The 21,865-nt window shown below is 62.8% G+C and carries 18 protein-coding genes and 1 tRNA gene; 3 read left to right on the top strand and 16 right to left on the bottom strand.

Translation table 11 applies throughout. The annotated features are described in order from the left end of the window. Window positions 1-2: 2 nt before the first annotated feature. The 4 genes from RY113_RS07600 to RY113_RS07585 form a co-directional block, all read right to left on the bottom strand. Window positions 3-2,270, bottom strand: coding sequence for a carbon starvation CstA family protein (locus RY113_RS07600; RefSeq protein ID WP_110104990.1), 2,268 nt, complete (start codon window positions 2,268-2,270; stop codon window positions 3-5). Between the two features lie 250 nt (window positions 2,271-2,520). Then, window positions 2,521-5,445: an ABC transporter permease gene (locus RY113_RS07595; RefSeq protein ID WP_315914089.1), complete on the bottom strand. Its 2,925-nt coding sequence runs from the start codon at window positions 5,443-5,445 to the stop codon at window positions 2,521-2,523. A gap of 1 nt (window position 5,446) precedes the next feature. Next, window positions 5,447-6,172 (bottom strand): ABC transporter ATP-binding protein, encoded by a 726-nt coding sequence (locus RY113_RS07590; protein WP_315914088.1) that lies wholly within the window; start codon window positions 6,170-6,172, stop codon window positions 5,447-5,449. Continuing rightward, window positions 6,169-6,825 (bottom strand): PadR family transcriptional regulator, encoded by a 657-nt coding sequence (locus RY113_RS07585; protein WP_110104993.1) that lies wholly within the window; start codon window positions 6,823-6,825, stop codon window positions 6,169-6,171. The genes RY113_RS07590 and RY113_RS07585 overlap by 4 nt, the downstream gene beginning before the upstream one ends. A gap of 176 nt (window positions 6,826-7,001) precedes the next feature. Between RY113_RS07585 and RY113_RS07580 the strand changes: the two genes are divergently transcribed. Next, window positions 7,002-7,196 (top strand): hypothetical protein, encoded by a 195-nt coding sequence (locus RY113_RS07580; protein WP_146212988.1) that lies wholly within the window; start codon window positions 7,002-7,004, stop codon window positions 7,194-7,196. Between the two features lie 343 nt (window positions 7,197-7,539). Next, window positions 7,540-7,758 (top strand): hypothetical protein, encoded by a 219-nt coding sequence (locus RY113_RS07575; RefSeq protein ID WP_315914087.1) that lies wholly within the window; start codon window positions 7,540-7,542, stop codon window positions 7,756-7,758. A gap of 44 nt (window positions 7,759-7,802) precedes the next feature. Here the strand turns inward: RY113_RS07575 and RY113_RS07570 are convergent, their stop codons facing one another. Next, window positions 7,803-8,786, bottom strand: coding sequence for an NAD(P)H-quinone oxidoreductase (locus tag RY113_RS07570; RefSeq protein ID WP_315914086.1), 984 nt, complete (start codon window positions 8,784-8,786; stop codon window positions 7,803-7,805). 95 nt (window positions 8,787-8,881) lie between these two features. On the opposite strand from RY113_RS07570, the gene RY113_RS07565 reads away from it, so the two are divergent. Further along, window positions 8,882-8,969 (top strand) — tRNA-Ser (locus tag RY113_RS07565). 68 nt (window positions 8,970-9,037) lie between these two features. Here RY113_RS07565 and RY113_RS07560 read toward each other — a convergent pair. The 11 genes from RY113_RS07560 to RY113_RS07510 form a co-directional block, all read right to left on the bottom strand. Then, window positions 9,038-9,979 carry a cytochrome b/b6 domain-containing protein gene (locus tag RY113_RS07560; RefSeq protein WP_315914085.1) on the bottom strand — a complete coding sequence of 314 codons (942 nt, stop codon included), beginning with the start codon at window positions 9,977-9,979 and terminating at the stop codon, window positions 9,038-9,040. 12 nt (window positions 9,980-9,991) lie between these two features. Further along, entirely contained in the window at window positions 9,992-10,975 is a 984-nt protein-coding gene (locus RY113_RS07555) for an electron transfer flavoprotein subunit alpha/FixB family protein (RefSeq protein ID WP_315914084.1), read from the bottom strand. Between the two features lie 14 nt (window positions 10,976-10,989). Continuing rightward, window positions 10,990-11,817, bottom strand: a complete 828-nt coding sequence (locus RY113_RS07550; RefSeq protein ID WP_315914083.1) for an electron transfer flavoprotein subunit beta/FixA family protein — start codon at window positions 11,815-11,817, stop codon at window positions 10,990-10,992. A 26-nt stretch (window positions 11,818-11,843) separates the two neighbouring features. Further along, on the bottom strand, window positions 11,844-12,737 hold the full coding sequence (locus RY113_RS07545) for a MaoC family dehydratase (protein WP_110104998.1): 894 nt from the start codon (window positions 12,735-12,737) through the stop codon (window positions 11,844-11,846). A gap of 275 nt (window positions 12,738-13,012) precedes the next feature. Further along, a complete protein-coding gene (locus RY113_RS07540; protein ID WP_315914082.1) occupies window positions 13,013-14,512 on the bottom strand; it encodes an MFS transporter in 1,500 nt (499 codons plus the stop codon). Between the two features lie 280 nt (window positions 14,513-14,792). Further along, window positions 14,793-16,289, bottom strand: a complete 1,497-nt coding sequence (locus RY113_RS07535) for an aldehyde dehydrogenase (RefSeq protein WP_110105000.1) — start codon at window positions 16,287-16,289, stop codon at window positions 14,793-14,795. Between the two features lies 1 nt (window position 16,290). Beyond that, window positions 16,291-16,722, bottom strand: coding sequence for a Zn-ribbon domain-containing OB-fold protein (locus tag RY113_RS07530; protein ID WP_110105001.1), 432 nt, complete (start codon window positions 16,720-16,722; stop codon window positions 16,291-16,293). A 9-nt stretch (window positions 16,723-16,731) separates the two neighbouring features. Next, entirely contained in the window at window positions 16,732-17,994 is a 1,263-nt protein-coding gene (locus RY113_RS07525) for a thiolase family protein (protein ID WP_218867979.1), read from the bottom strand. A 79-nt stretch (window positions 17,995-18,073) separates the two neighbouring features. Continuing rightward, a complete protein-coding gene (locus tag RY113_RS07520) occupies window positions 18,074-18,904 on the bottom strand; it encodes a VOC family protein (RefSeq protein WP_315914081.1) in 831 nt (276 codons plus the stop codon). A gap of 22 nt (window positions 18,905-18,926) precedes the next feature. Beyond that, on the bottom strand, window positions 18,927-19,541 hold the full coding sequence (locus RY113_RS07515; RefSeq protein ID WP_315914080.1) for a helix-turn-helix domain-containing protein: 615 nt from the start codon (window positions 19,539-19,541) through the stop codon (window positions 18,927-18,929). Window positions 19,542-19,618: 77 nt separating this feature from the next. Beyond that, the gene (locus RY113_RS07510) at window positions 19,619-21,853 is read right to left on the bottom strand and encodes an acetate--CoA ligase family protein (protein WP_315914079.1); all 2,235 of its coding nucleotides are present in this window, start codon (window positions 21,851-21,853) and stop codon (window positions 19,619-19,621) included. Window positions 21,854-21,865 lie beyond the last annotated feature (12 nt).

Raw genomic sequence — 21,865 nt, 5'->3', positions numbered from 1 at the left:
GCCTAGTGTCCCTGCCGTGCCGGCTGCTTACCGGACTCAGACCACTCCTTGAGCAGTGCCTTCTCTGCCGCGGTGGGCACCATGCCCGCCGGTGCGAAGATCTTTGAAGCAATGGCTGGGTCCTCCATGCTGGGACCGCCACCGGCACGGACGGAACGGACGGTGATCAGGACGGCTGTGGTGATAACGATGATGGAAAGCAACACAAAAATGATGGACAGCGTGCCCTGGACCGCGGTGTTGCGGACCACGGCTTCCATGGCTTCCACAGTTTTCGCATTTCCTAGGCTCGTCTTGCCAGCTGCCAGTGCTTCCTTGTACGCCTGGTGCTGAGCCCAGTAGCCTACGCCCGGAACAGTGGAGAAGATCTTTTGGTAGGACGCCACAACTGTCACAACGGTCACAAATGCCAAGGGGGCGATGATAATCCACAGGTACTTCATGCGGGTGTTCTTGGCGACAATGGTCAAACAGACAGCCAGGGCTATGGCTGCCAGCAACTGGTTGGCGATGCCGAATAGCGGGAACAAGGTGTTGATGCCGCCGAGTGGGTCGGAGACGCCCATGATCAAGATGGCTCCCCAGCCTGCCACCATGATGGCGGTGGTGATCCAGATACCCGGACGCCACGAGTTGTCCTTGAACTTCGGGGCAAAGTTGCCAATGGAGTCCTGCAGCATGAAGCGGGCCACGCGGGTTCCGGCGTCCACTGCGGTAAGGATGAACAAAGCCTCAAACATGATGGCGAAGTGGTACCAGAAGCTCATCATGGCCTGCCCGCCGGCCACCTGCTGCATGATGTGCGCCAAGCCCACAGCCAAGGTGGGTGCACCGCCGGTGCGCGAAACGATCGACTCTTCACCGACGTCGGCCGCGGTTTGTGCAAGCAGGGCCGGGTCAAGGCTCACACCTGTCAGGCCCAGCGAGTTCACAAAAGCTGCCGCGCCCTCAATGGTGCCACCGGTGGCACCTGCGGAGGCGTTCATGGCGAAGTAAATACCGCGGTCAATGGACAGTGCGGCCACAAGGGCCATGATGGCCACGAAGGATTCCATGAGCATGCCGCCGTAACCGATGAAGCGGGCCTGGCGTTCCTTCTCGATCAGCTTCGGGGTGGTGCCGGAGGCGATCAGTGCATGGAAACCGGAGAGGGCACCACAGGCGATGGTGACAAACAGGAACGGGAACAGCGAGCCTGAGAACACCGGGCCGTCGGAGCGGGAAGCAAATTCGCTAAAGGCAGGGACGTTGATGGTGGGACGGACCAGCACAATGGAGCCGGCCAGCATCACAATGGTGCCGATCTTCATGAACGTGGAGAGGTAGTCGCGAGGAGCCAGCAACAGCCAGACCGGCAGGATGGCAGCGATGAAACCGTAAATGATGATAGCCCAGGCCAAGGTGGTGCGGTCCAGACTGAAGGTCTCGGCACCCCATTCAGTGGCTGCCACCATGCCGCCGCCAATAATGGCGGCCATCAACAAAACGAAGCCGATCAGGGAAACTTCCATGATTTTCCCCGGGCGCAGGTAGCGCAGGTAAACACCCATGAACAGGGCGATCGGGATGGTCATGGAGACTGAGAACACGCCCCACGGGGATTCGCCTAGGGCGTTGACAACCACCAATGCCAGAATCGCGACAATGATGATCATGATCAACAAGGTGGCGATCAGTGCGGCCGTGCCGCCAATGAGACCCAGCTCTTCCCGAGCCATCTGGCCCAAGGAGCGTCCGCCACGGCGCATGGAGAAGAACAAGACAACATAGTCCTGGACGGCGCCGGCAAAAACCACGCCGAGGATGATCCAGATGGTGCCCGGCAGGTACCCCATTTGGGCGGCCAGAATGGGTCCCACCAGAGGCCCTGCTCCGGCGATCGCGGCAAAGTGGTGGCCGAACAGAACGTTACGGTCGGTAGCAACGTAGTCCTTGCCATCGGCCTTGTATTCGGCCGGGGTTGCCCGCTTGTCATTGGGCCGCAGCAGATACTTCTCAATGACCTTGGAGTAGAAGCGGTACGCGATCAGGTAGGTGGACACTGCGGCGAACACGAACCAGATGGCGTTGACAGTTTCCCCGCGCACCACGGCCAGAACCACCCAAGCCACACCACCCAGCAGCGCAATCGCGGACCAGATGGCGATCTTCAGCGGCGTCCACTTGTGGGCTTGCGCATCCTTGACCAAATCCACCGCCACGGGTGGAAGCTGTGGATCTTGGACTAAAAGATCCCCTGGATCGGCTGGTGCGTTTGGCGATACTGGCATGCTGCTCTCCTTTGAGTCTGTCTAAAACCTTAATAAGCTACCAAGAGCCTGCGGTCCTTACCCTCCTGTGAGGGAAAACACCACCTTTTATCGACGAACGGTGGCTGTGCAGCGGTGAACGGACGCCACAGCGCGTTTCTGCGTGATCCAATAGTTCGTCCCGCAGGCATTGAAGTACAGGAATTAAAGTACGACGCCGGGAGGCCCCTACCAGCGTTGGGCGGCTCCCGGCCTGGTGCTTTCAAGGTATTTAGGCCAGGGTCTGCCGCCGTGTCAGGGGCAGTTTCCCCTTGGTCAGCACCCAGGCAGCACCCGCACCGAAGAGCGGAACCAACACAGCCAGCGCGCCAAGCTGCAGCCACGGCACCACAATCGCTGCGCCGCGCTGTTGCGAGAGCACCACCACGGTGGGAATGGCCCCGGCAATCACGCCCAACACAGTGCCTAGCAGCGCCGTCATGAGCATCTGCGAGCCGGAGATGGCCTTGCGCAGCTTGGTGTCCGCACCAACACTGGCCAAGGTGGCGTGGTCGTTGCGGCCGTCGGCGAGCGCCAAGCCTGCCGTGATGCCAGCGGCACTGAGTGTGATGAGCGCCCCGCCAATGACGATGACCCACAAAATGATGGCCATGTTGGTGGCCGGTCCCGTCTCAAAGTTCGTGTAGCCGTTCTGACCAAGCACGGGTGTCATGGCCGATTGCAGTTGGTCCCGTTCAGCTGGCGCCAGCGGCTCCGGGATGGTGGCCAGCAGAGCCTGATCGCTCACGGGCATCCCTGCGGCGGCTGCAGCGTCCGGGGACATGATGCCGAAGTAGGGTAACGGCTTCTCCGGTGCATCCACTACGGCCGGGATGCTGTGTGAGGTGAGCGCCTTCCACTGGTGGCGCATGTAGTTCGTGTCCGGGCTGGTTGGATCGTAGCCCTGGAAGTTCTCCTCGTCGGACGGGTCGTAGCTGATGACCGTGGCCGTGTCATCGGGTTGCAGGTACACCTTGTTGGCGAGGACCATGCCACCGGTGGCGAGGGTTTTCCTCGCCTCCGCACTGGGCGCACGGCCCAGCAGCGCAGCCAGTTCAGCTTCCCCACCCACCACGAAGGTGGGCAGGTTCCTGGTAAGTCCACTATCAGCCAAGGCTCCGGTGCAGCGCCAGTCGTCCAGGTTCACTGGTTTCCAGTCCTTGCCTAGCTCGCAACTGTTCCCCACTGGTTCTGCCAACAACCAGCGCGGACACGCCACGGTAGGTCTCAGTTCCTGACCCGTACTTTTCATTTGTTCGTTTTGCTGGTCGATCTCACACTTGCTGGTGTCCGGCACTCCGCGCAACAGCTGGGTTCTGACACCGGCGCCCAGCGCTTCCTTGAGCAGTGTGTTGGCATCCTCGGCGTCCACCGTGACCATCGTGGCCGCATTGCTGCTCATGGCACCGCCACCAACGTCCACATAGTTGTAGTCAACGTAATTGAGCAACAGCACGCTCTGATTCAGGTTGGCCTGCCAGGTGTACTTGTCGCTGGCGTCAGCCATGGTGCTAGCTGTGCCTACCATCAGCGCGCCCGAGAGCGTTGCTGCGGCCAGGACTGCCGCCACGGCCGGCACTGTCCGCCCCCTGTTGCGGGCAGCATCGCGGGCCGCCAACCGCAACGGCAACGGCAGCCAGGAAGTCCTGGTGGTTAACAGTTCAATGAGCCGCCCCGTCATGAAGATCAGCGCGAATACGAGCAGTACAGCACCCACCACCACGGCGCCTGCCAGCCATGGCGCCCAGAGGTATTGGTCTTTATTCCCCCGCAGGGAAATCGTGGCAATGCTAGAGGCGGCCATAAGAGTTGCTGAAAGCAGCAGCAACCCTCCCCCGATGCGCGTACCCCATTTAGACGGGGCGTCGGCAGTGCGGCCGGACTTCAGCGCGGACAACGTGGCTTGTTTGGCCACCGCCCGGGCCGGCACCATGGCAGCCACAAGCCCTGCCACCACGCCCACCAGGATCAGCCCCAGGGCGGGAAGCCACATCAGGTGCAGCCCCGTGAAGATGGTCAACCCTTGGTTCCGGACCACCAGCACGGTGATGACGGCGGCAATGGTGCCGAGCACGGCACCAATGACGCCGCCGGCCAGACCGAGCCACAACCCGCTGGCCGTGACGGTGGTGCGCACCATGGAACTTTCAGCTCCGGATGCTGCCAGCAGGGCGAGATCGCGTTGCTGCTTGCGTGCGCCTACGGCAAAGGCGGCTCCTGCCAGCAGCCCCACTTCCAGCAGGGCCAGCACACCGATGAGCCCGCCCATGAGGAACATTTGGACCATTGCAGAACTGCGCCAGCCGTTCTGCAGGATCTCTGCATCCGCCCCGAGTTCGGCCTTGCTGGGCGGGTCCAAGATCAAGCTGCGGGAGGACAGCACCACACCTTGGGCGTTGAGTTCCTTCGCATCATCCCAGCGCAGGGCCCGCTCCCCCACCAAATACGCGGTGGCCGGGCCAAGGTTCTGCGTCAGCGCGGCTGACAGCTGTTCCGGAGTGAGGAACAGGTACGACTCGCCGTCCCCCTGGCCCTCCGGACGGATGGTGCCGACAATGGCGAAGGTGCCGGCCGACGTCGTCAATTCATCGCCGAGGGCCAGATCAAAACGTTCCAGCAAGCCTCGGGTGGCAAGAGCCTGGGAGGCAGTGGCCGGGGCGGCGCCGTCCAGCAGTGTGTACTTGCCCTTGAACGCCGGGTTCAGCACGTCCGTCACGGTGGTGTTCACTTCCACCTGCGCCTTACCCACCGCGGTGTGGACCGTGGTGGAATGCCAGGGGAGCACGGTGAAACCGGCCGGGACAGCGTCCATGGGTGCGGTGGGCACAAAGTTAGGGTCGGGTTCCCCGCCGCCATGCCAACCCCCGTAGCCAGTGTCGCCGCCGATGGACTGGATGGCCTTCGCATTCTGCGCGCCCAGGGTGCCAAGTCGGCCCTGGGTTTGGCCCAGTTGCGTGGTAACAGTCTCAGCATTCGTGGGCATGGTGCTCATGCCCGCCGTTGCGGCGAAGGACATGGCGAAGATGGGCAGCGCAATCAGCGCAACGATCAGTGCGGAACGCCCCCTGTGGCGGCGGATGTCCCGCCACGCCATTTTCAGGGCAACTTTGAGCCGGTGCTGGCCGCCGCCCTTGACAGGTTTCAGGTCAAGCGCCACCTCAGTGTGCTAAACCGGAGAGCAGTACGGAAGGATCGTGCTGCGAGGCTGCCTCATCCACAATGCGCCCGTCCTTCAGGAACACCACACGGTCTGCCCAGCCTGCGTGGCGGGCCTCGTGCGTGACCATGACGACGGCGGCCCCGGCTTCTGCGCGGTTGCGCAACACTTCCAGGATGCCGTCGCCGGTGGCGGAGTCGAGGGCGCCGGTGGGCTCATCAGCCAGGATCAAACGGCGCTGGCCCACAATGGCACGGGCAATGGCCACGCGCTGCTGCTGGCCGCCGGACATCTGGTCCATGAACCTGTCTGCGAGATCTTCAATGCCCACCAGGCGCAGGGCGTCCTTGGCTTGACGGCGGGCCTTGCGTGCGGGGGTGCCGTCAAGCTCACGCGGCAGGGCCACGTTTTCGGACGCCGTCAGGGTAGGCACCAGGTTGAAGTCCTGGAAAACGTAGCCCACGGCGCGGCGGCGCAGCCAGGCGAGCTCGTTGATGCTCAGCCCACCCAGCGGCGTGCCTTCAACGTAAACCTCACCGCTGGTGGCCTTGTCCAGTCCCCCAGCGAGGGTCAGCAGGGACGATTTGCCCGAGCCCGAGGGGCCCATAACAGCCACAAATTCGCCAGCATGAATGGTCAGATTCACGTTGCGCAACGCGGCAACAGAGGTGGCGCCTTCGCCATACGTCCGGCTGACGGACTCAAGCTGCAGAATTTCATTGCTCATTTGCTGGCCGCCTTCGTGGTGGATGTGAGTGTTGGGGTGCTGACGTCCGCCGGTATTGCACGCTCGGCCCGCCTGGTGGCTGCAGATTTGCCGGCTGAGGCTGCGCGTTTGGCCATCCAACCTTCACAGTGATCCAGCCAGCGCACTTCGGCCTCTGTACTGAAGATCAGGGAGTCAAGGACCAGCAGCCACGCGGCGTCGTTGGGATCACCGGCTTCTTCGCTGGACAGCTGAACGCCGGCAGTCGTAGCGGCGGTGCGGCGCTGCCGCGTGTAGTCCTGCAGCAACCTCATCGAGGCCGTGCGTTGGGCCTGAACCACGGCGGAAACGTCAACGTCCTCCAGGGTCAGGGCCAACGCCAGCTTGATGGCCAGCTCATTGCGCGGCGGGTTGGCCTGAGCCACGGGTTGGGCGAACCAATCCATCACCTCGGTGCGTCCGGCGGCAGTGATGCTGTAGATGACGTGACCTTCGCCGTCGTCCCCATCTTTCGCCACCAGCTCATCCCGTTCCAGCCGGTCAAGGGTGGTGTAGACCTGACCAATATTCAGTGGCCAGGTGGAGCCGGTGCGCTCCTCGAACTCGCCGCGCAGCTGGTAGCCGTAGCGCGGGCTTTCCTGTAACAAGGCCAATAAAGAATGCTTGATGGACACTGGTGCTCCCTGAGTTGGCGCGAAAGCCCCCAATGAACCCTCGCCGCAACGGTATGCATACCGCGTATAGCAAACATAGCTACTGAGTATGGTGGGTGCAACTGTGACGTTCTGCTTTTGCTACGGTTAAGCCCTTGGAAAGGACAGTTCTGCACGTGATTCCCGATTTTTCTGCCATGAGCAATTGGCCACTGCGGTCCGCCGCGGGAGGTCTTTTTACTCTGATCCTGGGGGCCGAAACCACCTTCAAGTACACGGACCATCCTGGCCCCCGGACCCAAAAGCAGCGTCACATGGCGGACATCGACAAATCCCAGCACGCCCTCTGGGCATTTAAGCAGGCTGATTCAGCTCGGATAAAAGACGTCTAAATACGTAGCAATTTACTGGTAAGGCCCTTCTGCCACGATCAAGAGGTTCTTCTACCTCGAGCCGGGCATGCAACTTTGCATCATCGTGCTTGCGCTGGCCGCTCTCTGCCTGGTCTACATCGCGTGGCGTGGTCTGCGCGGTGACCGGCGCGCGTGGAGAGTCACGTACTACTTCAGTGGGAGCACGAACACATTAGGCCCCCAGCTCAACCTTCCCTTGCGGGCAACAGCGTCCGCCATTTTTTCCTCGTTGTTGCGGTGAAAGTGACGCAGGCCCAGGGAATCTCAGCGAGCCAAGCCAGAGAAAGCGCGTCCACTTACGCACTTTTAGGGTCCATTCTGGATGGCTGGATTTTGGTGGACATCATTTCTAGGACCGCGCTCGTCCCGGCACTGGCGGGCCCGCGGTCGCCGCGGCCTTGCCCTGCCCTACTTAGATACTGAGATCCGTGCGGCAGAGGCATTGCCAGCCGGGCCGGAGCAGGACCTCCTGCTGCAAGACATCCAAGAGAATAGAAACGCACTGGCCATCCTGAAGAGAAAATACCGGCTCAAGGACTAGCTGCCAGCCCGATATTATGAGCCAGCCTGCGCCGGCCGACCAGGCTAAAGCGTCAACAGCACCTTGCCCACATGCGTACCCGAATCGAAGTACTCGTGCGCAGCACCAACTTGTTCTAACGGGAAGGTCTTATCCACCATGGGCTTGACGGCACCACTGGCCACCAGCGGCCAAACATGCTCGCGCACTCCGTCCATGATGGTGGTCTTTTCCTCGATTGGCCGGCCGCGCAGTGTGGTGCCAATAATGGCCGCACGCTTGGTGAGCAGGGCACCCAAGTTCAGTTCCGCACTCGCACCTCCTTGCAAGCCAATGACCACCAGCCGGCCGTAGGTGGCCAGTGCGGCGACGTTGCGGGCCAGGTATTTGGCCCCCACGACGTCGAGAATCACGTTCGCTCCCTGCCCGCTGGTGAACTCATTGAGCCGCTCCACGAAGTCCTCGCTGCGGTAATTGACGGCCAGGTCCGCGCCGAGATAACTGGTGAGCATGGCAACTTTTTCATCGCTTCCAGCCGTGGCAACCACGTGAGCGCCAGCCGCCTTGGCGAGCTGGATGGCCATGGCACCAATTCCGCCGGCACCGCCGTGGATGAGGACGGTCTCGCCCGCCTGCAATTGTGCCGTCATGAACAGATTTGAATAAACAGTGGCGGCAACCTCTGGCAATCCCGCAGCAGAGATCACATCAATACCATCCGGCAAAGGCAGCACCTGACCCGCTGGAACCGCCACTTGCGCGGCATATCCACCACCTGTGAGCAATGCCACAACTTTCTGGCCCAGGCTAAACGGCTTCGTCACATTTGCGCCAAAACCGGCAATTCGACCCGAGACCTCAAGGCCTAAAATCTCTGACGCTCCGGCTGGCGGCGGGTAGAAACCACGGCGCTGCTGCGCGTCCGCCCGGTTGATTCCGGCGGCAACAACGTCAATAAGGACCTCTCCGGGGCCCGTTACCGGGGCGCAGGCCTCACTTACTGCCAAAACCTCTGGGCCACCCGCACCTGTTGCTATAACTGCCTTCATGACGTTCTCCATTGCCGTTTCATTCCTTTAAACCTTCACAGGCCCCGTACTCATTTTGGTGGCACGGCCCTGCTTATGAAACACTACTAGGGTAAGGAAGGTTGTCCGAGCGGCCGATGGAGCTGGTCTTGAAAACCAGTGTGCGGTAACCCCGTACCAAGAGTTCGAATCTCTTACCTTCCGCGCATAAACAAAAGAAGCGGCCCCGTCACTGGGGCCGCTTTTTTGTGGTTATGGACTTCCAGGCCTTGCTACTTGGAAATCTTGCCCATCACGCCTGCAATGGGCCGCAGGAAGAGGGGCCGGGCCAGGTACACCGCCCCGACCATGAGCACCAGTGAGGCTGCGAAGATGCCAAAGCCGAGCCACCCGGCGTCCTGGCGCGCGGCGAACATGTGGTTCAGGTTCCCCAGCGCTCCCGTGCACAGCACCAGCGCCACGTGCATGATGACGAAGCCGGTGAAGAACAACATGACGGGGAAGTGGATTTTGCGGGCCGCTTCAATGGGGAAGGCCTTCGAGAGCGCCGCCTTGTCCTTGGGCCAGGCCGGGCTCATGCGGACGCCCGTGATGGCGGCCAACGGGGCAGCAATGAAGACGACGGCAAAGTAGGCCAGGACCTGCAGGGCGTTGTAGTTGACCCAGCCATTTTCTACTGGCCAGCTCAGCGACGCATATTGCAGCCCGGCGCTGAGCGCGTTGGGAAAAATGTCCCAGCTTGTGGGCACAATGCGCATCCAGGCGCCGGTGACAAACAGCAGCACCACAAACACGGCGCCGTTGAGCAGCCACAGCACGTCCACGCTCAGGTGGAACCACAGTTCCAGGCTGATCTTGGCCGGCTTGCCTTTTGTTTTCAGCAGCCCCGTGTTCTTGCGTGTCCAATACGCCTTGGGCCTGGCGGTGGTGCGCACCTGCCAGCCGGAACGGATGATCAGCACCAGGAAAAAGGCGTTGAGGAAGTGCTGCCAGCCAAGCCACGCGGGAATCCCGACGGGCGCATTGTCCGGCAGTTCGCTGTGGCCGGGGAACTGGAGCAGGAAGTCCTGGACCGGAGCCAGCTCGCGGGCCCAACGGGCCAAAATTACGACGGCCGCCAGGGCCACCACGGCGGCGGCAGCCCACACGGCCGGACGGACCCAACGGCTGCCCCCGTCCGAGGCTTGTTGTTTCGATTTAGTTTGCAGCGACATCCGGCAACCTCTCTAGACGCCCGCGGGAACGCCGCTGCGTGCTGCAATGGCCTCCCGCAACTGGGGCAGGACGGTAAAGAGGTCCCCGACAATGCCAAAGTCGGCAACATCGAAGATGGGGGCGTCGGCGTCCTCATTGATGGCCACAATACGCTTGGCCGTCTGCATACCGGCCCGGTGCTGGATGGCACCGGAAATGCCCACGGCCAGGTACAGTTCGGGGGAAACGCTGACACCAGTCTGGCCCACCTGGCAGCTCTGCGGAACATACCCGGCGTCGACTGCTGCCCGGGACGCCCCCAACCCCGCCCCGAGCATGTCGGCCAGTTCCTCAACCAGCACAAAGTTCTCCTTCGAGCCCAGTCCGCGGCCGCCCGAGACGACGATGCGGGCCGAGCGGAGCTCGGGCCGGCCAAAGCCTGCCGAAGCCGTCTCGGCGGCCGTGATGGTGGCGGCCTGCGTGGAAACATCCAGTTGGCGCACCTCCACCACGGGTGAAGCAACGGCCGGGGCTGGTTCGGAACTGCTAGAGGAGACGGTGACCAGCGCAACACCCGCGCCAACTCCGGATTCATTCGTGTAGCTTCCGCCGAAGATCGAATGGCTTGCCACGATCCGGCCGCCGTCATTGGTAACGTCCACGGCGTCGACCATGACGGCGTTGCCGGTGCGGGCAGCCAGACGGCCAATGACCTCGCGTGCCGTAGGGCTTGTAGAGGCCAGCACCGCAGCCGGTTTGTGGCGGGTGATGGCATCGGCCAGCGCAGCCACGGCTCCGGCGGCAACCAGGCCACTCGACGCCGGGCACTGACCGTCAACGACCACCGCCGCACCCAGTCCGCCCAGTTCCTTAGCGAGTTCCTCCGAAGCACCCGAAGGGGTGGCTACGACGGCGACCGGCGTGCCCAGGCGTGCGGCCAGACCCAGTAGGTGGGCCGTGCAAGAACGCAGTGTTCCGTTAGCTGCAAGTTCAATATTGACGAGAATGTTGCTCATGATGGGCAGCCCTTTCAGATCAGGTTTTCGGCGCTGAGGAAGTCAGCGAGCTGTGTGGCGGCGGTTCCGTCGTCCACGAGCTTCAGACCCGCCGTCCGGGCCGGGCGCAGGGTCGTGGACAGGACCACGTTGCCGTTGGCGTGGGTGACGGCAGTGCCAAACCCAGCAGCGCCAGCCACGGCAGCGCCAACCACGGCAGCGCCAACCACAGCAGCGCCAACCACAGCAGCGCCAACCACAGCCACGGGCTTGCGCTTGGCTGTCATGATGCCCTTGAACTTGGGGAAACGCGCCTCGGCGGAACTTTCCGTGATCGAGATGACGGCAGGGAGTGCGCCGGTCAGTTGCTGGACGCTTTCGGCGTCCTGCCGCTGCCCGGACACAGTACCTAACTTGATCACCACGGTGTCCAACGAGCCAAGGAAGGGCCGTCCCAGAAGTTCGGCCACCATGGCCGGCACAACGCCGCCGCGGCCGTCGGTGGATTCGTTGCCGGCCACGATCAGATCAAAGCCTGCGCCCTGCATGGCACCGGCCAATTCCCTGGCCGTGGTGAGTGCGTCTGCGCCTGCCAGCGCGTCGTCAACCACTTGGATGGCCGAGTCCGCACCCATTGAGAGTGCCTTGCGCAGCGCTTCCAGGGCCGTGCCAGGGCCCATCGTGACGGCCACAATCTCCACTGATTTGTCAGCGTCCTTTTCCCGCAGCGCGATTTCCAGGGCGCGTTCGGTGATTTCGTCGGCAACCCGGTCACTGGCGGACCTGTCGACGGCGCCGGAGGAAGTGAGCTTCCTGTCGTCGGCGGTGTCGGGGACCTGCTTGATGAGAACTGCAATTTTCATGATTTTTTCTTCCCGTCCGGACGGCATTAGGCCGTGGCCGCTGCTAGGTGGTCAGTGCTTTCTCCCGCGACCGCGCGGCGGTGTGCGTAGCTTCCGCGGTCCAGCACTACGGTCTCCCCTACCCGGACCTGGAACACAGCACCGGTCTCGGTCTTCCAGATGCTGGTAGCTAGTTCGTCGCCGGGAACCACGGGTGCGGCGAAGCGGACACTGAGGGTGCCGAAGGTCTCCACGTCGGAACCGCAGACCTGCTCCAGGACCGCCCGTCCGGCGAAGCCCATGGTGCACAGGCCGTGGAGGATCGGCTGGTCGAAGCCGACCATCTTTGCCAGTTGCGGGTCCGAGTGCAGCGGGTTCCTGTCGCCATTGAGCCGGTAGATAAGGGCCTGGTCAAGGGAGGTCTTCTCCACAACGATCACGTCGGCGGGACGGTCCGGAACTTTCCACTGCTCGGAGGGTCCCGCGGGCCCGCCAAAGCCACCCTCGCCGCGGATGATCATAGTGGTCACGCTCGTCGCTACGAGTTCGCGGGTCGCCGCGTCCAGCAGTTCCGTGCTCAGCTCGATGACCGCATTTTTGCCCTTGTCATAGGCGGCGCTCATGCCGCTGACGGGTATCACGGTGCCGCTGGTAGCCAGCTCCCGGTGCAGAGTGATCTGCTGGCCGCCGTGCAGGATCTGCGATAGTTTGAAGTCGCCCAGCCCGTCCATGGATCCGGACGTTGAGCCAAGCACAACCGCGAATGTGGGCAGGACCTTTTGGTCCACGCCGCGTGAATTTTCGGTGGTGAAGGCGAGATTCTTCGCCGGACCCCCGGCCCCGGCCCCCACGCTTAGCGCATACAACAGCGCATCCTTCGACGTCCAGGAGAAGGGTTCACCCTCACTCATCTTCCCAATGTTGTGCATGTGGATCGCCACAGTCCTGCTCCTTTCATGGGGATTCTCCCCAACGATTCAGACGGCCACCCAAAGGTGGCGTGGATCACTCTATATGAAATACTATAACGAGATTCTAGTTCTTGTCTATGGTTGTGCCGGTATCATTTGTCCACCCCGCTCCCCGGGCTGGGCCCCGGCACATACAACAAGGGGCCCTGCCGCTTCCCAGATAGGGATGCGCAGGGCGCCCGATTGTGTGCAGTGGTTGTTAATGGTGCGGCGTTTAGGGCACCTTCTAGGCTGCGCGGCCCAACTCAGTTGGCAGCCGGCACGGGATCCTTGGCCAGAGTTCCGCGCCGCGTGGAACGTTCTTGGGTGGTTTCCGGGACCCACTGCACCGGACGGCGTTTCAGGAACAGGGCAACGAGCACGGCCAGGATGGCGAACACCAGCACAAAGACAAAGCTTGCGCTGATGCCGCCCTGGGCCACGATGGTGGTTTCCGGGTTCTGGTAGCTGGCAAGGATCATGGCCCCGATGGCAGTGGCGGCGGACTGGCCAATGTTGCGGACCATCGTGTTGGTGCCGGCAGTTTCCGAGGTGTGGGTTTCTGGGATCGCCTCAATGAGAACGTTCGGCAGGGCGCCGAAGGTCAGGGAGACGCCAATGCCGTTCAATGCCATGGCCAGGCAGAATGCCACCACGTTGCCATAGGTGAGCAGGATGATGGGAATGGCCGCCGCCATGAGGCACAGTCCACCAATGAAAACGGAGCGTGCACCGAAGCGGAAGGCCAGCTTGCCACCCAGCGGAGAGAACAGGTAGCCGACAACGGCCGTCAGCGCACTGAAAATGCCGGCGAGTGCAGGGGCGAAACCGAGGCCAAAGCCCAACGTCGTCGGGTATTGGAGGACCATTTGGGTGGGGACGGACATGCCGCCGATGGGTCCGAGGGCAGCGAGCATGGTGGCCGTCATGACGAGCGCGACCTGGCGGTTCTTGAACATCCTCAAATTCACAATGGGAGACTCAACGCGCAGCTCCCACCACACCCAGATGGCCGTAACGACGATGCCTGCGGTGATCAGGCCTAGGAACTGCACTGAACCAAACCCCGTCTTCGAGGCCCCGGAAAGTGCTAGCAGGATGGCGCTGACTGCGATCGGCAGCAGCACGGCACCTAGGTAGTCGGGCTTTTCCTTGCTGGGAATCAGGGTGTCGCGGGGAATGACGGCCAGGATGGCGACGGCGGCAACCACGGCAAGTATCGCGGAGAAGATGAAGATCAGGTGCCAGGAGAAGACCTGGATCATGATGCCGGCAATGAGCGCACCTCCTGCACCTGCAATCAAGGCCGAGGCTCCGATCATGGAGACACCCACGGGGATCCGTTCTTTGGCCATGTGTTCACGTGCCAGGCCAAAGGCGAGCCCCATCAAGGCACCGGCCGTGCCCTGAATGGCACGGCCCAGGATGATCATGCCCAGGCTGCCTCCAATCAGGGAGATCAGCGAGCCGGCAAAGGCGATCATCAACACGATGATCATGACCTTACGCCGGCCGTACATGTCACCGAAGCGTCCGCCCATGACACCGGCTGAGGCGGAGACCAGCAGGTAGGCCGTGACAACCCAGGCAACCGTGCTGGCATCCACATTGAATTCTTTGATCAGCGTGGGCAGTGTTACGTACATCATGGATAATTCAAAGGCCGAGACAACTTCGGCCAGGATGAGAACTGTCACGACGGCGGCGAATCCGGGCCGTTTGAGGTTGTTCAGGGTTCCGGGTTTCCGGAGATTAGCGAAGGACATCTTCGTCCAGCCTTTCGTGGGTGTGCTGAAAAGAAAGTGGTTGTGCCCTGAAGGAATTGGGGGGCAATGTAACGAACATTCCTTGGAACGGCGGACGAACACGAAGATGACGTGCCGGCCATTCCCGGCCCACACCACCTCATGCGGCGGTGACGACGGTTTTTGACACGCTTGCCTGCGGCACACCGTCAGGGGTGCGCCGCAGGGCAAAGGGGACATGTAGCGAGGCACATGCAGAAAGGGCACATGCAGGGTGGAACAGGAGCGCCAGGCAGGGCGCCTAGTTGGTGCCGTAGGCGACGGACTTCGTCCAGAAGAACTCCTCTAGCCCCTCCAACCCGCCTTCGTTGCCGGTGCCCGAGTGGCCAATACCGCCGAAGGGGCGCTCAGCCACCGCGTTGGGTGCGCCATTGACCACCACTTCGCCAGTTTCCAGCTGCTCCACGACCCTCATGGCGCACTTGGCATCCGAGGTCCATACATAGCCTGAGAGTCCGTAGTCGGTGCTGTTGGCCAGGGCCACGGCGTCGGCTTCGTCGCTAAAGCGCATGACGGCCAGGACGGGGCCAAAGACTTCCTGCCGGGCCAGCTCACTGTCCCGGTCCACGTCCGCCACCACCGTTGGCGGATAGTAGTAGCCATCTGCCAGCTCACCGCCTAGGCGGGTGCCGCCGGTGAGGATGCGGGCGCCGTCGTTCCGGGCCTGGGCCACCATGGCCTCAATGCGATCGATGGCACCCTGGTTGATGACAGGTCCGCAGATGGTGTCCAGTTCCAGTGGGCTGCCCACCTTGAAGGATCCGGCGATGGCCGCCACCTTGGCCACGAACTCATCGTGGATGGAATCCTGCACCAGCAGCCGCGTGGGCAGGGCACAGGCCTGGCCGGTCATGATGCCAAACGCCATGAAGGCCGCATGCAGGGCCGCTGCGTCCAGGTCGGCGTCGGCAAACACCAGGTTCGCCGACTTGCCGCCCAGTTCCAACACGACGGGCTTGAACGTCTGGGCGCAGGCCGCGGTGATCTTCCGTGCAGTGTCAGGGCCGCCCGTGAACGTCACCTTCTTGACCAGGGGGTGCGAGACAAGCGCAGCACCGGCCTCGGCGCCGCCGGTGAGTACGTTGAACACGCCGTCGGGAATGCCGGCCTCGCGGACCAGATCGGCAAAGAGCATGGCGCTGAACGGCGTCAATTCACTCGGCTTGACCACCACGGTATTCCCTGCCGCCAACGCGGCCGGGACCTTCATGGCCAAGGACATCAGTGGTGCGTTCCAGGTAATGACCACCCCAATCACGCCGTAGGGCTGGCGCAGGGTGTGCCCGAAGGAACCGCCGGCACCGGCCACGGAGGTGACGCGGCCCAGGGGCAGCTTGTCCGCCCAGCCGCCGTAGTAGCGGATCCATTCTGCCGCGGCACCCACCATCGCCGCCGCGGTGGCCTGTGGTGTGCCGTTATCGGCGGTGGCGAGTGCGGCAAATTCCGCGGTGTGCTCCTCTACCAGCCGGGCGAGTGTAAGCAGTGCGCGGGCACGTGTCCCGGCTGGTGTTGCCTTCCACACCGCAAATGCCTCGTGTGCGCTTTGAACGGCTTCGTCAACATCGGCGGCGCCGGCCAGCGGCACAACAGCGTCGGGAACTCCCGTGGCAGGGTTGATGTGGTGGTAGGTGCCGGCACCTGTGCTGCGCGTGGTGGAGCCAATACGTAGCGTCACCTCCGGCAGTGTCACCTCCGGCAGCACAATTGCGGGGCGCTGCTCTTCCGTTGCGATACCCATCTCAGGCCTCCGGCTCGTAGCGGAGCATGGTGACGTCCGCTTCGGGGTAGTCGCAGAACACGGGCTTAACCCGCATGCCGATCTGGATGTCCTCGTGGGCCACGTTGACCAACTCTGTGGAGAATTTGGGGCCTTCATCCCACTGCACCACGGCCAGGACCATGGGCCCCGATGCCGCGAAGTGCGGCGCCACCGGACGAGTAGTGATCGTGTACGTGTAGAGGGTTCCGGCCCCGGAGATCTCACGCCATTGCAGATCGTCAGCCAAGGTGCGCGGCGCAAGCGGGCGGGGGTAGAAGATGTACTCGCCCAGGGACGGGGAGTACTGGATGCGCACCTTGTGCTCGGCCAGGGCATCCCAGAAAGGCTTGGTGATCGGGGTGGGGACCGGAAGCGGCGGTGTCAAGACGGGCTGTGTGTAGGTGGTGCTCATGGTGTGTTCCTATTCCCCTTCAAAAATCAGTGCTGTTTGCTCGCTCATGATGCCGCCGTTGCCGGTGACAAAGGCGCGGTTGCAGTCCGCGACCTGTGCTTCTCCGGCGCGTCCCATGATCTGGCGGGCGCCGTCGATCACGTGGTGCATGCCGCCGGCAATGCCCGCCTGGCCGAACGACAACTGGCCACCGGCCGTGTTAACCGGGAAGTCGCCCCGGAACGTGAGGTCGTGCTCGTTGACGAACTGCATGCCCTTGCCCTTTTCAGCAAAACCGGCGTCTTCCAGGCTCATGAGCACGGTGATGGAGTAGCAGTCGTAAATGGAGACCATGTCCACCTCATCCCGGCCAATCCCGGCCATGGTGAACGCCTGATCCGCGGCATGGACCATGGGCGAATACATGAGGTCCCGCGCATAGGTAGGTGTCTTGTAGGGCACCCGTTCACCGAATCCCTTGATCCAGACGGGACGGTTTTTGGACTTGGCCGCCATGTTCTTGTTACCAATGACGACGGCGGCGCCTCCCTGACAGGGCATCACAATTTCGAGCATGTGCAGCGGGTCCGCGACCATGGGCGAGTCCAGGACGTCCTGGGCCGTGATGGGTTTCCCATGGAAGACGGCGCCGGGGGTGGCGCAGGCGTTGGTGCGCTGGTCCACGGCAATCTTCGCCATGGCCAGCTCGTCGTAACCGAACTCGTGCCCGTAGCGTTTGGCGATCTGGGCGTAGGGGCCGTTCTGACCAAGGTTGGCGTAGGGGATCTCAAATTCGGCCTGCGGGGAACCGTACTTGTTGGAGGAGGCGCCAAAGTACATGGAATCCTCCATGACAAAGGGGTGACGTTCGTGGGTGGGTACCTCGTGCGTCCCCGGGAAGGTGACCAGGACGGCGTCGCACAAACCGAGTTCGACGGCGGCCGCGGCCCGCCAGACGGCGGCGGCAGAGCCGGCCCCGCCCAGGTCCACGATCTCGGCAAAGTTGGCGTCGATGCCCAGGTATTCGGTGATGGTGGAGGGCACAAACATGCTCGCTTCACCAATCAACGGTGTGACAATACCGTTCACGTCCGTGGCGTCCAACCCGGCATCGTCCAGCGCGGCCTTGGACAATCTGGCCCACTGTTCCAGGTTGAAGGTTTTTTCGCGGGCCAGCTTGCGCTGCGGCGGCAATTCGTAAAAACCAAGGATTGCGGCTTCTCCTCGAAGTCCCATGGTGATCTCCTCAAATAATTGTTCGTTTTCATCCTCTGCCCCTGTTTTCGGGTGCACTCGATGATGGTGTGGTGGTTTGTTGGGTGTAGTTGGCTAGCGTACTGCCGGGAAATGCCACCTGGCGGTGCTGCTGGAATTAGGTCCCTGTTCCGGCCGGGCGGCCCTGCAGGATGGCGCCCTGCAGGATGGAGATTTTCAGGCCGATGCCCGGGTGAACCGTACCGCTGGCCAGCAGTGCATCCAGCTGTTCCGGGACATCCCTGCGGGACCAGTCCGCTGCCGCGTCCAAGGCCAGCAGGCCCGCAATGCCGAAGCTTTCACCGTCTGCTCCGGTTTCCGTCAGCAACAGGTCCGCGCCAGCGTCCCACTGGAAGCCGGCGGTTGCAGTGCCGGCGCCGTACTGCTTGGCGCCGAGCACCCCGCACAGGACCGTCCGTGCCCGGGACAAGTCCGCGACGTATCCGTAAATGAGTGGAATGCGCAGGGCCGCCGTGTCCGTCTGTTCCCACGGGCAGGCGAGGGTTCCGCCGTCGGAGGTAGCGGTGAGCTCCTCCACACTCAGCGGCGCCTGGACCATTTGGACCAGGAACCCGAGGCCAGTATCCCGGGGGTGCAGAAATGCTTCCTGCCATTGCGGATGTGCCAGGTTCACTAGGATCGGCTCGATCCCGGCCTCCTGTGCTCCCGCAATGGCGGCCCGGATGTCATGGACCTTGAAGGTGATGTGGTGGGGGCCGCCCTGACCGTCAATCTCGGTGAGGAAACGCTGAATGAACGAGTGTTCCCCGCTGCCAGGTTCGAGAAGTTCCAAGCGCATGTCATCGGCAACGGCCAGCTGGCAGGGGCTGAACGCTTCCATCTTGAAACCGCTGGCCCAGCGCGCTCCCAACTGGCGGTTCAGCATCGCCCCCGCCGGTTCCCAGGCAGGCACCGCAATGGCCAGGTGGTCCAGTTCGTGGGCGCTCATAGGAGCCCCCCGGTCTGACCGGCTAGTGCGCCCCGGCCTCGAACTGTGCCAGCCGCAGGCCGATCATCTGGACAAACCTGTCCAAGATCCGGTGCGCCTCGGTGAGCGTCTTGTCCCCCGACAGCAGCCTGGCCACCAGATCCATCAACACGCACCAGACCATGGCGGTGATGTCCGCCGCCTCGTCGTCCAAGAACATGGAGAGGTCCGAGTGGATCGGTTGCTCGAGCACTGTTCCAAGCCGGTGCATGAGCTCGGAAACCTCCGGATCGTTCGTGGCGCGCAGCATCAGGATCGCCTTGTAGAAGTTCGGCTGCTTCTCGAACGCGGCCAGGGCCATGCGAAGCCGCTGACTGATCCGCTCCGTGGTGCCTTCGTGCTCCGCCCATGACTGGTCCATCGAGTTGAACGGCACGCTCCAGTCGTACACAACATTCGCGTACAGGTGTTCCTTCGAGGTGAAGTACCGGTACAGCGTGCCCAGGGCCACGTTGGCCTCTGCGGCCACATCGCGGATCTGGATCGATTCGTAGTCGTGGTCGCGCAGCAGCGATTTGGCGGCGTCCAGGATCCGTTGCCGCCGCAGCTTTTGATAAGCGGGAAGCTCGGTCCTTTCCCCAGATAGCACTCCGGTCATGACTCGCCTCCTGCGTGAATATCCGGTTGACCATCAACGGTACCACCGGGCCTTAGTGCGGCCGTGTTCGGGGCCTTTCATGACTGCTGCTTCCAGCGGATCAGGGCGTCGAGGGCTTCAATCTCGTCGCCGGCAACGCGCAGCGGGTTGATTTCCAGCTCTTCAAGCTCGTCGCCGAGGCCCACTGCCACCTGGGAAATCCGGAAGATGGTCTCGGCCAGCTTGTCCAGGTCTGTGGCTGCGCCGCCACGAAAACCGGTCAGCAATTCGATGCCCTTGAGGGATTCGAGCATGCGGCGGATCTCGGCCGGCCCCACGGGCAACAGGCGCAGTGCGGAGTCCTTGAGGATCTCCACCATGACCCCGCCAAATCCGACGGCGAGCACCAGTCCCCATTGCGGGTCCCGGACAACGCCTACGAGTAGCTCATTGCCGGCGGGCCGCATGGGAGAGACGGCAACACCTTGGATGTGTGCACCCGGGGCCAGGTCTGCCACGGATGTCATGATGAAGTTGTACGCCTCGGCGACGGCCGCGGCGTCACGGAGCATGAGCCGGACTCCGCCCACTTCGGTCTTGTGCGCAATGTCTTCGGAGGCGATCTTCAGGACCACGGGGTAGCCCATGTCCCCGGCTGCGGCCACGGCCTCCTCTTCGGAGGTTGCGATCGCAGCGGGGACGTAGGGCACCCCGTGTTTGCGCAGGAACGCGCCAGCCTCAATTTCGCTCCACGTCTGAGCCCCTGCGGGCTTCTCGATCACTTCCGCCGGCGCCACGGCCGGGTCTGTGGTGAGTTCATCCGAGCGCTTACTCCACCAGGCGCTGCGGGCCACGGCCGGGATGCCGCGGTCAAAGGAGTCCGAGGAGTGCGGCAGGCCATGCTCGTTGGCGAAAGCGCGCCCGAATTCTGTGACGGTGGTGGGCAAAAAGCTCATGCCGATGACCGGCTTTGTCGATGACGTGAGCTGGCGGTGCAACTCGTCCTGGTTCAACCGGCCCATGTCTGCCATCAGCTGGTTCTCCGGCCAGGAGCTGTTGACCACGATGAAGTCGAAGTTCTCGTCGTCGATGAAGCACTGGTTGGCCTTGGTGATGATGGTCGGATCCACCGAAATATAGCCGGTGGTGTCCATCGGGTTGTTGATCGTGGAGAAAGAGGGGAGCCCGGCGTCGTACAGGGCACGGACGGTGGCGTCCGCGGGTGTCGGCAGTTCCAGGCCAGCCAGTTCGGCTTTCTCCGCGATCAAGGCACACATAGCACCGGATCCGGTGACCACACCCACCCGGTTTCCGGACAGGGCGCCATAGGATTCCATGATGCCGGCGGTGGCCACCAGGTCTTCAATGTTGTCCACCCGCACAACACCGAACTGCTTGCAGGCTGCGTCAATAACCTTGTCGTCGCCCACCAGCGAACCGGTGTGGGCGGCGGCCACGCGGGCTGAGGCTTCGCCCCGGCCGGCCTTGAATACTACGATCGGTTTGCCGGCCAGGCGGGCCCTTTCGGCCACGGCGAGGAACCGTTCCGGGTTGGAAATTTGTTCCAGGTAAGCGGCGATGACCCGTGTATTTTCGTCCTCCACCAGCATGTCCATGACGTCAATGGCCGAGACCATGGCCTCGTTGCCTACCGTGACCGCCGTCGAGCATCCCACCCCGCGTGAGGCCATGTACGGCAACAGGTAGATGGCCAGGGCACCGGACTGACTGGCGACACCGACCCCTCCGGCGATCATGGGCATCTGCGTCATGTGGCTGAACGCGGCGACCTTCGCGTGGGAGTTGATGAAACCAAGGTTATTGGGGCCCAGGATCAGCTGTCCGGCATTGCGGGCGCGCTCCACCAGCCGCTCCTGCAGCGCCGCACCCTCCGGCCCCGCCTCGCCGAGGCCCGAGGCCAGCAGGATAAGGTTCCGGATGCCCTTGACCCGGGCCTCTTCCAGCACGGTCTCCAACGAGTTGGTACCCGTGAGCACAATGGCCAGATCGGGAACCGCAGGCAGCTCCGCAATGGAAGTGTAGGAGCGCTGCCCGTGGCACTCCTCACCGCGGCGGTTGACCATGAACAGTTCCCCGGCAAAGCCGCCTTCCATCAGGTTGCTGTGCGTGAAGTGGGACCAGCTGGACTTCGTGTTGGCGCCAATGATCACAATGCTCCGAGGCTCAACGAGCTCGCGCAGCCGGGCCGTGTCAAGGTTCTGCACGGCCGTATTCTGCACGGCCGCGCCCTGCACTGTGGAGTCCGCAGCGCCTGCGGCGCCTGCCGTGTGAATGTTCTGCAAGGGAGTGGCCTCGCCTGTCATCGTTGTCATGCGAAAAGGTTT

The organism is Arthrobacter sp. lap29 (assembly GCF_032458965.1).
Lineage (GTDB): Bacteria > Actinomycetota > Actinomycetes > Actinomycetales > Micrococcaceae > Specibacter > Specibacter psychrochitiniphilus.
Note: the sequence above shows the minus strand (reverse complement) of the source record. Positions and strands in the feature narration are given on the sequence as shown.

Bases quoted from the DNA above. Each gene is read 5' to 3' on its own strand.
- RY113_RS07560 (WP_315914085.1), bottom strand. From the start codon at position 9,979: ATGTCGCTGCAAACTAAATCGAAACAACAAGCCTCGGACGGGGGCAGC.
- RY113_RS07510 (WP_315914079.1), bottom strand. From the start codon at position 21,853: ATGACAACGATGACAGGCGAGGCCACTCCCTTGCAGAACATTCACACG.
- RY113_RS07590 (WP_315914088.1), bottom strand. From the start codon at position 6,172: ATGAGCAATGAAATTCTGCAGCTTGAGTCCGTCAGCCGGACGTATGGC.
- RY113_RS07530 (WP_110105001.1), bottom strand. From the start codon at position 16,722: ATGAGCACCACCTACACACAGCCCGTCTTGACACCGCCGCTTCCGGTC.
- RY113_RS07535 (WP_110105000.1), bottom strand. From the start codon at position 16,289: ATGGGTATCGCAACGGAAGAGCAGCGCCCCGCAATTGTGCTGCCGGAG.
- RY113_RS07575 (WP_315914087.1), top strand. From the start codon at position 7,540: ATGGCTGGATTTTGGTGGACATCATTTCTAGGACCGCGCTCGTCCCGG.
- RY113_RS07570 (WP_315914086.1), bottom strand. From the start codon at position 8,786: ATGAAGGCAGTTATAGCAACAGGTGCGGGTGGCCCAGAGGTTTTGGCA.
- RY113_RS07550 (WP_315914083.1), bottom strand. From the start codon at position 11,817: ATGAAAATTGCAGTTCTCATCAAGCAGGTCCCCGACACCGCCGACGAC.
- RY113_RS07540 (WP_315914082.1), bottom strand. From the start codon at position 14,512: ATGTCCTTCGCTAATCTCCGGAAACCCGGAACCCTGAACAACCTCAAA.
- RY113_RS07600 (WP_110104990.1), bottom strand. From the start codon at position 2,270: ATGCCAGTATCGCCAAACGCACCAGCCGATCCAGGGGATCTTTTAGTC.
- RY113_RS07555 (WP_315914084.1), bottom strand. From the start codon at position 10,975: ATGAGCAACATTCTCGTCAATATTGAACTTGCAGCTAACGGAACACTG.
- RY113_RS07515 (WP_315914080.1), bottom strand. From the start codon at position 19,541: ATGACCGGAGTGCTATCTGGGGAAAGGACCGAGCTTCCCGCTTATCAA.
- RY113_RS07580 (WP_146212988.1), top strand. From the start codon at position 7,002: ATGAGCAATTGGCCACTGCGGTCCGCCGCGGGAGGTCTTTTTACTCTG.
- RY113_RS07520 (WP_315914081.1), bottom strand. From the start codon at position 18,904: ATGAGCGCCCACGAACTGGACCACCTGGCCATTGCGGTGCCTGCCTGG.